11 protein-coding genes and 1 tRNA gene are annotated in these 13,103 nt (G+C 63.9%); 4 read left to right on the top strand and 8 right to left on the bottom strand.

Going from position 1 to position 13,103, the window contains the following annotated elements; genetic code table 11:
- Positions 1 to 12: 12 nt before the first annotated feature.
- The 7 genes from AC4PR2_RS16950 to citC are packed head-to-tail and all read right to left on the bottom strand — an operon-like array spanning position 13 to position 6,706.
- A complete protein-coding gene (locus tag AC4PR2_RS16950; RefSeq protein ID WP_004940821.1) occupies positions 13 to 1,476 on the bottom strand; it encodes an anion permease in 1,464 nt (487 codons plus the stop codon).
- A gap of 25 nt (positions 1,477 to 1,501) precedes the next feature.
- Positions 1,502 to 2,386 carry a triphosphoribosyl-dephospho-CoA synthase CitG gene (gene citG / locus AC4PR2_RS16945; protein WP_197757093.1) on the bottom strand — a complete coding sequence of 295 codons (885 nt, stop codon included), beginning with the start codon at positions 2,384 to 2,386 and terminating at the stop codon, positions 1,502 to 1,504.
- Complete coding sequence (gene citX, locus AC4PR2_RS16940) at positions 2,367 to 2,915, bottom strand: citrate lyase holo-[acyl-carrier protein] synthase (RefSeq protein ID WP_033654921.1); 549 nt, start codon at positions 2,913 to 2,915, stop codon at positions 2,367 to 2,369. The genes citG and citX overlap by 20 nt, the downstream gene beginning before the upstream one ends.
- 3 nt (positions 2,916 to 2,918) lie before the next feature.
- On the bottom strand, positions 2,919 to 4,424 hold the full coding sequence (gene citF / locus AC4PR2_RS16935; protein WP_033643714.1) for a citrate lyase subunit alpha: 1,506 nt from the start codon (positions 4,422 to 4,424) through the stop codon (positions 2,919 to 2,921).
- Positions 4,424 to 5,344, bottom strand: a complete 921-nt coding sequence (gene citE, locus AC4PR2_RS16930) for a citrate (pro-3S)-lyase subunit beta (protein WP_016927085.1) — start codon at positions 5,342 to 5,344, stop codon at positions 4,424 to 4,426. Before citE ends, citF begins: the two co-directional genes overlap by 1 nt.
- Positions 5,328 to 5,636: a citrate lyase acyl carrier protein gene (citD, locus tag AC4PR2_RS16925; RefSeq protein WP_019452464.1), complete on the bottom strand. Its 309-nt coding sequence runs from the start codon at positions 5,634 to 5,636 to the stop codon at positions 5,328 to 5,330. The genes citE and citD overlap by 17 nt, the downstream gene beginning before the upstream one ends.
- The gene (gene citC / locus AC4PR2_RS16920; protein WP_004940809.1) at positions 5,636 to 6,706 is read right to left on the bottom strand and encodes a [citrate (pro-3S)-lyase] ligase; all 1,071 of its coding nucleotides are present in this window, start codon (positions 6,704 to 6,706) and stop codon (positions 5,636 to 5,638) included. The genes citD and citC overlap by 1 nt, the downstream gene beginning before the upstream one ends.
- Positions 6,707 to 7,019: 313 nt before the next feature.
- Between citC and dpiA the strand changes: the two genes are divergently transcribed.
- The 3 genes from dpiA to AC4PR2_RS16905 all read left to right on the top strand — a co-directional run bounded on the left by dpiA (position 7,020) and on the right by AC4PR2_RS16905 (position 11,088).
- Entirely contained in the window at positions 7,020 to 7,706 is a 687-nt protein-coding gene (gene dpiA, locus AC4PR2_RS16915; RefSeq protein ID WP_021505854.1) for a two-component response regulator DpiA, read from the top strand.
- 102 nt (positions 7,707 to 7,808) lie between these two features.
- Positions 7,809 to 10,898 carry a beta-galactosidase gene (locus AC4PR2_RS16910; RefSeq protein ID WP_443014628.1) on the top strand — a complete coding sequence of 1,030 codons (3,090 nt, stop codon included), beginning with the start codon at positions 7,809 to 7,811 and terminating at the stop codon, positions 10,896 to 10,898.
- Between the two features lie 114 nt (positions 10,899 to 11,012).
- Positions 11,013 to 11,088 (top strand) — tRNA-Asn (locus tag AC4PR2_RS16905).
- Between the two features lie 96 nt (positions 11,089 to 11,184).
- Here the strand turns inward: AC4PR2_RS16905 and AC4PR2_RS16900 are convergent.
- Positions 11,185 to 12,018: an oxidoreductase gene (locus AC4PR2_RS16900; protein WP_197803232.1), complete on the bottom strand. Its 834-nt coding sequence runs from the start codon at positions 12,016 to 12,018 to the stop codon at positions 11,185 to 11,187.
- A 105-nt stretch (positions 12,019 to 12,123) separates the two neighbouring features.
- Between AC4PR2_RS16900 and AC4PR2_RS16895 the strand changes: the two genes are divergently transcribed.
- The gene (locus tag AC4PR2_RS16895; protein WP_492175304.1) at positions 12,124 to 13,044 is read left to right on the top strand and encodes an AraC family transcriptional regulator; all 921 of its coding nucleotides are present in this window, start codon (positions 12,124 to 12,126) and stop codon (positions 13,042 to 13,044) included.
- The last annotated feature ends 59 nt before the right edge of the window (positions 13,045 to 13,103 follow it).

Genomic DNA, 13,103 nt, shown 5'->3' with positions numbered 1-13,103 from the left:
CGTGGCTTCAACTCAGTACCACAGGCTCATGATCGGCCAGCCGATCAGCAGCAGCGCGGCGATGTACACCACGCCGAGAATACCGCCCAGCCGCCAGTAGTCTTTCGACTTCACGTAGCCACAGCCGTAGATGATCACCCCCGGGCCGGTGGCGTACGGCGTCAGCACGCCCATGATACCGATCGACAGCACCAGCAACATCGACAGCTGCTCCATCGGCACGCCCGGCAGCCCTTTGCCGACCGCCAGGATCACCGGCAGCATGGTGGCGGTGTGCGCCGAGAGGCTGGCGAACAGGTAGTGGGCGAAGTAGAACACCAGCACCAGCGCCACCACCGTCATGTTCGGCGAGAAGCCGTCCAGGTGGGTGCTCATGGTCTGGGCGAACCAGTCGATAAAGCCGGAACGCGTCAGGCCGTTGGCCATCACCACCAGCGTCGCCAGGTTAACCAGCGTGTTCCAGGCGCTGGAATATTTGGTGATCTCTTTCCACGACACCACGTGCAGCGCCAGCATCAGCGACACCGCCAGCAGACACACCGCGGTGGCGTCCAGCATTTTGCCGCCGAACACCCACAGGCACAGGCTAAGCAGCACCAGGCCGATCAGGGTGTATTCCTTGCGCGTCAGCTTGCCCATTTCCCCCAGCGCGGTATCCGCCCAGGCGGCCACTTCGCTGCTGTGGGTCACGCCCGGTTTGTACAGGTAGTAGGAGATCAGCGGCGCGATGATCAACAGCAGCAGGCCGACCGGCAGGAACGCCAGGAACCACTGCATCCAGCTGATGTGCACCCCGGCGATCTTGCCGACGAACTCGATGCCCAGCACGTTCGGCGCGGCGCCGGTGACGAACATCGAGGAGCTGATGCTGGTACCGACCACCATCATCCACATCAGGTAACCGCCGATGCGGCGTGAAGAGGGATCGTTGGGGAAGGAATCGAACAGCGGCGGCAGGTTTTTCACCACCGGGAATACCGTGCCGCCGGTGCGCGCGGTGTTGGACGGCGTGAACGGCGCCAGCAGGATATCGATGATCACCACCGCATAGCCCAGCGTCAGCGTGCGCTTGCCCATGAACTTCACCAGGAACAGCGCGATGCGCCGCCCCAGCCCGGTGGCCTCGTAGCCCAGCGCGAAGATAAAGGCGCCGAACACCAGCCAGACGGTGGTGCTGGAGAAGCCCGCCAGCCCCCATTTCAGCGCCTCTTTACCGGCCTTGAAGCCCGGCTCCGCCAGCTCCTGCGCGCCGAACAGCACCCAGTTGGCGCTCAGCACGCTGACGGTCACTGCGATAAAGCTGATGGCGGTGGCCGGGATCGGCTCCAGAATCATGCCGACGATCATCGCCACGAAGATGGCGAAGTAGTGCCAGGCCTGCGGCGGCATGCCGTCGGGCACCGGTATCAATAACAGGATCGCGAGCACCGCCAGCGGCGCTATCGCTTTCCAGATCTTTTCCTGGGTTTGGGACATAGGGACTCTCCTGAAGGCTTGGTTATTATTCTTGGGCACCCAGCTGCGCCAGCAGCCAGGTCACTATCAACAGGTCGGCGCTGCCGCCGGGGCTGAGGTTGCGGGCGATGCAGTCGGCATCGAAGCGCCGCAGGCGCGCCAGACCCGCCTCCCCCGCCGAGCCGCCCTGCGCCAGCAGCAATGCCGCCCGGCGCCGCAGCCAGCGCAGCCCGTGCAGGCCGCCGCGCGAGGCGACGTTGGTGTCGTCGTTGTGGGCCATCAGCCACAGCAGGCTGTCCAGCAGCGCCCGCTGTTCGTCGCCATCGGCGGCCAGCCGTTGCCGATACAGCGGCAGCGCGCCGTCAATGACCAGCCGGAAACCGGCCTCCGCCTCGCCGCGTGCGCCGCTCAGCCCGTGCGCGGCGAACAGCCGCTGGCCGGCGGTCTGCCCTGCGTTGTTGCGCCGCAGCTCGCGATCCACCAGCCCCCGGCACATCGCCGCCACCTCGGCGCACAGCGCTTCGGCGCCGATGGCGCGGCCCTGCTGCTGCAGGCGGCCGAAGGCGGTGCACAGCAATCCGAGCGAGAACACGCTGCCCTTGTGAGTGTTAATGCCGCCGGTGGCGCGAAACATCTGGTTTTCGCAGGCCAGGCCGAGCGGCCGCAGCCGCGCCAGCTGCTGCTCTGCCGGCAAAGCGGCGTCCTCGCGCCCGCGTTGGATAAAGCGCGGCAGCCACACGCCGATGGCGCGGGCGCTGCGATAGAAGTGCCCGAGATCCATGTCGCGGTGGGCGCCGGTGTTATGGCGATCCACCAGCCCCGGCTTGGGCGTGAGGTTGACTTCCACCAGCAGCGCGCGGAAAGCGGCGCGGGCGAAATCGCAGGCCGGTTCGGCACGGTGGGTGGGCAGGTTAATCGGCAGAGATCGCATCGTTGAACATCCTTTCCATTTCATGCAGCAGCTGCTCGCTGCTGTGCCGCCGCTGGCGGGCGCAGATCTTGGCCGGTTGGCCGCACAGCAGGCAGCGCCGTTCCGGCAGGCCGATGTCGCGGCGCGACAAAATGCGCCCCTGCGTATCCAGCACGTCGATATCCCACAGCCGGCCGATCGGGCGGCTCACCTCCAGCTGCATGGCGCAGTCCTTCACCCGCTGGGCATCGGCGCGCAGCGCGACAAACCCTTCGCAGCCGGTGGAGAGCGCCAGCGCCTCGGCCTGCGGGCTGGGCCAACCCTGTTCGGCGCACAGTCGCAGCAGCGCCGCCCACCCCAGGTTGAAGATGCCGCGCGTCAGCGCGCTGTCCTTCACGGGGCCGGGCACCACCAGCGTCAGCACCAGCAGCGTGCACTCGTGCTGCGCCAGCCACGCCTGCTGCCGCGCCTGGCGGCATTCGCGGCTGGTGAGCAACTCCGGCAGGCTGACCGCGCGTTCGGCGGCCAGTTGGGGATCGACGGCGGCCATCGCTTACTCCGCCACCTGATGCACCACGTCGATCACCGAGCCGTCGCGGTAGCGCACCACCGCCACCACCTTGTCGGTAAAGGCGATCGGCTGCGGTTCGCCGGTCAGCTGCAGCGCACGGGCGCGCAGCCAGTCGATGCTCACCACCTCGAGGCCGGCCTCCCGCAGACGCTGCGCCAGCTCCGGCCGCGCCGGGTTGACGGCGATGCCGTGGTCGGTCACCAGAATGTCGATGCTGGAGCCCGGCGTGACGCAGGTAGTCACCTGCTCCACCAGCGTCGGGATGCGCCCGCGCACCAACGGCGCAACGATGATCGCCAGCCGCGCGGCGGCGGCGGTGTCGCAGTGGCCACCGGACGCGCCGCGCAGCACGCCGTCGGAGCCGGTCAGCACGTTAACGTTGAAGCCGGTGTCGATTTCCAGCGCGCTCAGCACCACCACGTCGAGCCGATCAACAGAGGCGCCCTTGGAGCTGAAGTTGGCGTACTGGTTAGCGCTGATTTCGATATGGCGCGGGTTGCGCGCCAGCGAAGTCGCCGCCGCCCGATCAAAGCTCTGCACGTCCAGCAGCTTGCCGATCAGCCCTTTCTCGTGCAGATCCACCATGGTCGAGGTGATGCCGCCGAGGGCGAACGCGGCGCGAATGCCGCGGGCGCGCATCTTGTCCTCCAGGAACCGGGTCACCGCCAGCGAAGCGCCGCCGGTGCCGGTTTGCAGCGAGAAGCCTTCGGTGAAGTAGCCGGAACCGGCGATCACCTCGGCGGCGCGGCGGGCGATCAGCAGCTCGCGCGGGTTCGAGGTCATGCGCGTGGCGTCAGCGCCGATCTTGTCGGCGTCGCCCACTCGCTCCAGCTGCACGATCAGATCCACCCGATCCTGTGCCAGGCTGGCGGGATGATGCGGATACGGCACCAGCTGCTCGGTCAGCAGCACCACGGTGCCCGCCGCCTCGGCGTCCACCCGCGCATAGCCGAGCGAGCCGCAGCAGGCTTCACCGCTGTAACCGTTGGCGTTGCCGAACTCATCGCAGGCCGGCACGCCGAGGAAGGCCACGTCTATCTTCAGCTCGCCGGATTCGATCAGGTTGACCCGGCCGCCGTGCGAGTGAATTTGCACCGGCTCCGCCAGCAGGCCGCGCGAAACCGCGTCCGCCAGCGGGCCGCGCAGCCCGGAGGTGTAAATGCGGCTCACCACACCGTGGCGGATATGCTCAACCAGCGGCGCATGGCAGTCGGTCAGCGAGCTGGACGCCAGCGTCAGGTTGCGGAACCCCATCGCCGCCAGCGTCTCCATCACCTGGTTGAGGGTCAAATCGCCACCGCGAAACGCATGGTGGAAGGAAATGGTCATGCCGTCCTGCAGCCCGCTGCGGCGCACCGCTTCCTGCAAGGAGTCGCACAGCTTGAGATCGCGCGGTTTGCGCGCCTGCAGATTGGCTTTGGACACGTCCTGATAGCCCGGCAGATCCGTCGGGTTGGCGAAGGTCATCAATCGTTGTTGGCGGTTCATCATGCTTCCTCCCCGTGCTGCGCCGGTTCTTCCCGTAAGCCGGACAGCGCGGCGCGCTCCAGCACCAGCCGGGCGCGTTCAATCACCGGGCTGTCGACCATTTTTCCGTTGAGCGACACCACGCCGCGCCCTTCCCGCTCCGCCGCTTCGGCGGCGTCCACCACCCGCTGCGCGTGCGCCACCTCTTTGGCGGTCGGCGCGTACAGGTTGTGCAGCAGTTCAATCTGGCGCGGGTTGATCAGCGATTTGCCGTCGAAGCCGAGCTGTTTGATCAGCGCCGCTTCCTGCAGGAAGCCGGCCTCGTTATTGGCGTCGGAATAGACGGTGTCGAACGCCTGAATGCCGGCGGCGCGCGCCGCCTGCAGCAGCGAACAACGAGCGAACAGCAGCTCGATGCCCTCCGGCGAGCGTTCGGTGCGCAGGTTGCGCACGTAGTCTTCCGCCCCCAGCGCGATGCCGATAAGCCGCGGCGAAGCATGCGCGATCGCCACCGCATTGGTGATGCCCTGCGCCGATTCGATTGCCGCCAGCAGCCCGGTGCTGCCGACCGGCCGGCCGCAGGCCGCTTCGATGGCGGCAATCTCGCGCTCCATGTCGACAACGTCCTGCGCGCTGTCGGTCTTCGGCAGGCGCACGATGTCCGCGCCGCCGCGCACCACCGCCTGCAGGTCTGCCAGGCCGTAGGCGGAGTCGAGCGCATTGACGCGCACGATGGTTTCCACCTCCTGGTACAGCGGGTGCTGCAGCGCGTGGTACACCAGCCGGCGCGCCGCGTCTTTTTCACGCAGGATCACCGAGTCTTCCAGATCGAACATCAGCGCATCGGCCTGGTAGATAAAGGCGTTGCTGACCATCGCCGCGTTGGCGCCGGGGACGAACAACATGCTGCGGCGCAGCCGGGTTTTATTCAGCGTTTTCATCTTTCGCCTCCCACGGCAGCTGGCCGCCCTCGCAGGCGCGCATCAGCGCGGTTTCCAGCCGGGCGCGCAGCACGCAGTCCAGCGCCCCCTTGTCGTCGACGATCACCTGCACCGGCTCCACCTCATAGCGCTGCAGCACCTCCAGCAGGGTGTGGCGGATCGCCGCGCCGAACTGTTTTTCCACGCTGCTGGCGATCAACAGATCGTGCTGCGGCCCCTCGGCGGGCGCGATGCGCACCATGACATCGCTGGATTCCAGCGTGCCGGCCATTGCTTCTCGGATAATTTTCATCATTCACCTGATTGTGCGGACTCAAAAGGATGCGGGGCCGCCTTGGCCCGGCGCTGCGTTTGCAGATCCTGCAGGTAGTACAGGGTGTCCGGCGGCACCAGCGGCGCGGCGGCGTGGAAGTCCCCCGCCGCCAGCAGCTTGCGCACCCAGGAGGCGGAGATCGCCGTGCCCTGATATTGCAAACGCTCGATTTCCACCAGCGCGATCGGCGGACTGGGCAGCGCCGGCGTTTCCAGCCAGTAGCGCATGTCGCGGTTGTATTTCGCGGTCACCGCGCAGAACGGCTCGTTGCCGACGAAGCGGTGGGTAATGCCCAGCGCGGGCGCCAGATACTGGCGGAAGATCTTCAGATCGATTTCGGTGTAACAGTCGTCGGCCACGCCCTGATCCTTGATGAAGTAACAGGGGAAGGTGGCGCGCGAGATCACGTACTGCGAGCCTTCGTGTACCGTGAGGTTGGGGATATCGGCGGTGCCGGCCAGCACCAGCCGGCGGCGGTCTTCATAGCTGAAGCGCGAGGTGTTTTCCTTCACCAGAAACAGGTGCAGCCAGTCGCAGCGTTTGGCCGCCTGACGCACCAGATACTGATGCCCGCGGGTGAAGGGGTTGGCGTTCATCACGATGCTGCCGATGGTGTCGCCCGGCCGGCGCTGGCTCGCCAGCTGGGCGGCGTAGCGCTTCAGGCGGCACGGGCTGTTTTCCATCAGCACCACGATGCCCGGCACGGTGGCGATCGGGTAGAAACCGCATTGGCGGAACAGCGGCTCGTTCTGCACCTTGGTGTAGATAAACAGCTGAGTGTGGTGGCGCTCGTAGGCCAGGTTCACCAGCTCGGTCGCCAGCGCCAGCGCCAACCCTTCGCCGCGCATCAGCGGGCTGATGGCGACGCATTTGATAATATTGTCGGCGATGCCGCCGCAGGCGACCAATTTGTCGTGCTGGGTAACGGTAATAAATATTTCAACCGTGGTGTCGATATTCAGATCGTTACTGCGCAAGAAGGCGCTTATTTCCGAAATCGCTTTATGATCCGATCGCTTTACCCGATTAAATACGGCATCGCCTAACATAACACGCTCTCTGGGTTAACTGGCAAACAACAAATTAAATACAAAAAGGCATTTTAATTAACATCAACAAGGGTAATTAAAACCTTAAAAACCATGAAGATAAACGCCGTCTCGCGTTCGATAAATCAATGGTAAACAGAAAAAAAACGCCGATTATTGACCTATTTCACAAACCGATTCCGGTTAATAAGATATTTAATGTTCTTTATTTGCTTAATTAATCTTATGGTGTTTATTATTGAGATAATCTTTATTTAGCGCCGCAATTTACTTACATTCATTTAGCATCTTGATTGCAATAGTAGGTTTCATTATGGAATGGCTGAACATCCTGATCGTTGAAGACGAAACGCCGCTGGCGGAAATGCACGCGGAGTTTATCCGCCAGAACGGCGGCTGCCGCCAGATTTGGCTGGCCGGCACCCTGGCGCAGGCGCGCGCCATGACCGAGCGCTTCAAGCCGGACCTGATCCTGCTGGACAACTTTCTGCCCGACGGCCAGGGCATCACCCTGCTGCGCGAACTGACGCTGAGCGGGTATCGCGGCGGCATCGTGTTCATCACCGCCGCCAGCGACATGGCCACCGTGGCCGAGGCGTTGCGTTACGGCGTGTTCGACTACCTGATCAAACCGCTGGCCTATGACCGGCTGAGCCAGACCCTGCAGCGCTTCAGCCAGCGCCGCGAAGCGCTGAAGGACAAAGCGCGCCTCAACCAGCGCCGCATCGACGAGATGTTCAACACCTACGCCCGCGGCGAACAGCAGGCGGCGCTGCCCGCCGGCATCGACGAGCTGACGCTGGGCAAGGTCCGCGCGCTGTTTGCCGAACCCGCCGCGCGCCACACCGCTGAAAGCGTTGCGCAAAAAATGGGGCTCAGCCGCACCACCGCGCGCCGTTATCTGGAGTTTTGCACCGCCGCGCAGCAGCTGCGCGCCGAGATCATTTACGGCAAGGTCGGCCGCCCACAGCGGATCTACCGCGCCGGCGAACCGCATTAACGGTTATTTGATCGCCCTTGCAAGGTTGCGTGTAACCGCTTTACTTTTTATGCGCCGGTCAGCATCTTGGTGAACATCACCTAGCCGACTGGACGATCGCCGATGCCCGCTGCGCCCCTTGCTTCCCTGACCGAGATCCTCGCCCGCCGTGACTGGCAAACCCCGGCCTGCACCCACTCCCGCCGGCTGGACGCCCACCCGCCGTTCGCCAGCTGGCGCACGGTGGAAGACGCGCGCGACGATGCCCCCAGCGCCAGCCGCAAGTCGCTGAACGGCGAGTGGCGCTTCAGCTATTTCCCGCGCCCAGAGGCGGCGCCGGAAGGCTGGCTGCAGCAGGATCTGCCGGACGCCGCCCCGCTGGCAGTGCCGGGCAACTGGCAGCTCGCCGGCTACGATGCGCCGATCTATACCAACGTGCGCTACCCGTTCCCGGTCGATCCGCCGCGCGTGCCGGAAGACAACCCAACCGGCTGCTACTCGCGCACCTTCAGCGTCGATCCGGCCTGGCTGGCCGCCGGCCAGACGCGCGTCATCTTCGACGGCGTCAACTCGGCATTCTATTTGTGGTGCAACGGCCACTGGGTGGGCTATTCGCAGGACAGCCGCCTGCCGGCGGAGTTCGATCTCAGCCCGTGGCTGCAGCCGGGAGAAAACCGGCTGGCGGTGATGGTGCTGCGCTGGTGCGACGGCAGCTATCTCGAAGATCAGGACATGTGGCGTATGAGCGGCATCTTCCGCGACGTCAGCCTGCTGCACAAACCCGCCGCGCACCTGAGCGATGTGCGCATCACCACGCCGCTGCATGACCGCTTTACCCGCGGCGAACTGGTGGTGACGGCGCGCGCCAGCCGGCCCGGCCCGCTGCAGGTGCAGGTTCAGCTGTGGCGCGATGGCGCACGGGTGGCCGAACGCACCCAGCCGCTCGGCAGCGAGATCGTGGACGAGCGCGGCGCCTATAACGATCGCGTCACGCTGCGCCTGCCGGTAGAACGCCCGGCGCTGTGGAGCGCCGAAACGCCCGCGCTGTATCGCGCCACCGTCGCCCTGCTCTCACCTGAGGGGGAGATTATCGAGGTGGAGGCCTATGACGTCGGCTTCCGCCAGGTAGAAATCAGCGGCGGGTTGCTGAAGCTCAACGGGCAGCCGCTGCTGATCCGCGGCGTTAACCGCCACGAGCATCATCCGCGCCACGGCCAGGTGATGGACGAGGCGACGATGCGCCACGACATCCTGCTGATGAAGCAGCACAACTTCAACGCGGTGCGCTGCTCGCACTATCCCAACCACCCGCTGTGGTATCGGCTGTGTGACCGCTATGGGCTGTACGTGGTGGACGAAGCCAATATCGAGACCCACGGCATGCAGCCGATGAACCGCCTGGCTGACGATCCGCTGTGGCTGCCGGCGATGAGCGAGCGCGTCACCCGCATGGTGCAGCGCGATCGCAACCACCCTTGCATCATTATCTGGTCGCTGGGCAACGAGTCCGGCCACGGCGTGAACCACGACGCGCTGTACCGCTGGGTGAAAAGCCAGGATCCGACCCGCCCGGTGCAATATGAAGGCGGGGGCGCCGACACCGCCGCTACCGACATCATCTGCCCGATGTATGCCAGAGTGGATCAGGATCAGCCGTTCCCGGCGGTGCCCAAATGGGCGATCGGCAAGTGGATCGGCCTGCCGGAGGAACAGCGGCCGCTGATCCTGTGCGAATACGCCCATGCGATGGGCAACAGCTTCGGCGGCTTTGAGCGTTACTGGCGCGCGTTCCACCACTATCCGCGCCTGCAGGGCGGCTTTGTCTGGGACTGGGTCGATCAGGCGCTGATCAGGCGCGACGCCCAGGGCGAAGAGTACTGGGCCTACGGCGGCGACTTCGGCGATACCCCCAACGATCGCCAGTTCTGCCTGAACGGGCTGGTGTTCGCGGATCGCACCCCGCACCCGGCGCTGTTCGAAGCGCAGCGGGCGCAGCAGCTGTTCCGCTTCACCTTCGACGCCGCCGCGCTGACGCTGACCGTCACCAGCGATTACCTGTTCCGCCACACCGACAACGAGCAGCTCAACTGGCGGCTGGAGCTGGACGGCGTGGAGCGCGCCAGCGGCAGCTTCGATCTGGCGCTGCCGCCGCAGGGCAGCGCTAGCTTCACCCTGCTCGATCGCCTGCCGATGCTGCACCAGCCCGGCGAGCTGTGGCTGAACGTGGAGGTGGTGCAGCCGCAGGCCACCGACTGGTCCGAAGCGCACCACCGCTGCGCCTGGGATCAGTGGCGGGTGCCGCGCGCGCTACATCCCGCGCCGCCGCCGCCGCAGGGCGTGCCGCCCACGCTGATTGAAGACGATCAGGGGCTGACCCTCACCCACAGCGACCAGCGCTGGCGCTTCGAGCGCAGCAGCGGCCACCTGACGCAGTGGTGGCAGAATGAGCAGCCGCAGCTGCTGACGCCGCTGCGCGACGGCTTTGCGCGCGCGCCGATCGATAACGACATCGGCGTCAGCGAGGCGGACCATATCGATCCCAACGCCTGGGCCGAACGCTGGAAGCTGGCGGGCCTGTACCGGCTGGAGGAACGCTGCACGCGGCTGCAGGCCGATGCGCTGCAAAACGGCGTGCGGGTGGTGAGCGAACACCAGTTCGGCGTGGACGGACAGATTTTGCTGCTTAGCCGCAAACAGTGGCTGTTCGATGCGCTGGGCGCGGTGAACGTGAGCGTGGAGGTCGAGGTGGCCGATACTCTGCCGCCGCCGGCGCGCATCGGCCTGCACTGCCAACTGGCGACGGTGCAACCGCAGGCGGAATGGCTGGGCCTGGGCCCGCACGAGAACTACCCGGATCGCCGCCTGGCCGCGCAGCACGGGCGCTGGCGCCTGCCACTGGAGGATCTGCACACGCCGTATATTTTCCCCGGCGAGAACGGCCTGCGCTGCGACACCCGCAGCCTGCGCTACGGCGGCTGGCGCATCGACGGCCGCTTCCACTTCTCGCTCAGCCGCTACGGCCTGCAACAGCTGATGGCCTGCAGCCACCAGCATCTGCTGCAGCCGGAAGCAGGCACCTGGCTGCATCTGGACGGCTTCCACATGGGGGTGGGCGGCGACGATTCCTGGAGCCCGAGCGTGCACCGGGATTACCTGCTCACCGCCGGCGTTTACCGCTATCAGCTGCGCCTGCAGCGGGCGCCCGAGAGCTAAATCTGCCAAAAAACTTAACGGGTTGCGCATTCTGTAAGCAAACAGTCACAGAATGTGTAATCCGCCTTTGACATGCCGACGGCGCCTCGCTATTATTCGCCCCGTTCAAACGATTCCTCTGTAGTTCAGTCGGTAGAACGGCGGACTGTTAATCCGTATGTCACTGGTTCGAGTCCAGTCAGAGGAGCCATATTTAGAGAAGCCCGCTCAGGGAAACCTGAGCGGGCTTTTTGCTGTTGGGCGGTCATCATCGATGATCCCCTGCACTCTCCCTACCCGAAACCGTTCAGCCATCCGTTGAACGGGTAAGTTTCTCCCACTGTTCAATTTCCTTGCCTAACGCCTCGAGCTTTTGCCGCACCAAACTTAATGCGTCACTGCCTAACAACAGATGCGTGGGTGGATTCCGGCTCTCGATCAATGCCAGCATGGCGTGAGCCGCCTTCACGGGATCGCCCAGTTGCTTGCCGCTTTTTTCCTGACGCGCCTGACGAACAGGTTCAAATAACGCGTCATAGTCCGGGAGACAGCGAGGGCTGCGTACCATTGAACGCCCGGCCCAGTCCGTCCGAAACGAGCCGGGCGCCACTGCGGTCACCTTTATGTTGAACGGGGCAAGCTCTTTACTTAAGGTTTCTGATATCCCTTCCAGTGCAAATTTGCTGCCGCAGTAATAGCTGATACCGGGCAAGGTAATGAAGCTGCCCATTGAGGTGATATTGATAATGTGGCCGCGACGGCGCTGGCGCATGCCCGGCAGCACGGCTTTGATCATCGCCACCGCGCCAAACACATTGACGTCAAACTGGCGGCGCAGCTCTGCAAGCGGGGACTCTTCCAGAATGCCTTCGTGGCCGTAACCGGCATTGTTCACCAGCACATCTATCGGACCGACGGCGGACTCAATCTTTCCAACCACCTCATCAATACGCTCAACGTCCGTGACATCAAGCAGATAGCCAAAAGCGCGCTGCGTATCGAGCGCGCCGAAAGCCTGCAGTGCTCCGCTGTTGCGCACCGTCCCTACAACCCGATGCCCTACGGCGAGGGCTTCCCGCGCCAGCGCCTGGCCAAAGCCACTGCTGACGCCGGTGATTAAAATCGTTTTTGCAGATGCCATAAAAAGAACTCCCATGAACCAAGAAGGTTGCATGGTATTCTCTGTTCTGCCGCATTTTTAGGCCGTATCTTCTCTTTTTCTTGCCTGATTTTATGAGGTGGTGGGATGTCCGACATGATTGCCATGATGAATAGACTTGCGATGCAAGAGGGATACAACCTCACTGCCCTGCCTGATGTGCGAATTTTGCGCTCCGATCGCCCGCTTGCCAGAACGCCGGTGCTTTACGATCCGGGGATCGTGTTCGTCTGCCAGGGCAGCAAACGCGGCTATTTCGGTCAACAGACCTATTTATATGATGAGCAGCACTACCTGGCGGTTTCGGTGCCGGTGCCATTTGTGATGGAAACCGACGCGTCGGCAGCACATCCGCTGCTGGCGATTTATATGCATCTGGATTTTCAGCTTGCCGCGGAACTGATGCTGCAGATTGAACAGCATGGCGCCCCGCATCCTCCCGTCGCGCCGCAAAGCATGATGTCGAGCCCCATGGACGGCGTGGTAAAAATGGCCGTACTTCGCTTACTTGAAGTCCTGGCTAACCCGCTTGAGGCGGCAATCCTCGGCCCGGCGCGGGTGCGTGAGCTTTATTTTCGCGTGCTGACAGGCGCACAGGGCAACGCAATGCGTGCCGCGCTGGCCTTGCAGGGCCAGTTTGGCAAAATCGGTAAAGCGTTGCAGCATATCCATGCCGCTTACGCGGAGCCGTTAACGCTGACGCAGCTGGCGATGAGGGCCGGCATGAGCGTGCCGACCTTTCATAGCCATTTCAAGGCGATAACGCAGATGCCACCAATGCAGTATGTGAAATCGGTACGCCTGCACCAGGCACGGATGCTGATGGTGCGCCAACAAATCACCGCCGCCGCCGCGAGTTACGCCGTTGGCTATGAAAGCCCATCGCAATTTAACCGCGAATTCAAGCGTCTGTTTGGCCTGCCACCGGCAGAGGAGATAAAGCGTATGCAGCATCACTTCGCCATTCCGCCCGCGCAGCCTGCCTCGGTATTTGTTTCATCGCACTGAGGCTTATTTAGTCAGGCGAACGATAGTCCGCTATGAGCGAAATGCAGACTTCGGCGTCA

The sequence above is a fragment of the Serratia sp. A07 genome, from assembly GCF_058725505.1.
The sequence above is the reverse complement of the archived record's forward strand: the minus strand, read 5'-3'. Positions and strand labels throughout refer to the sequence as shown.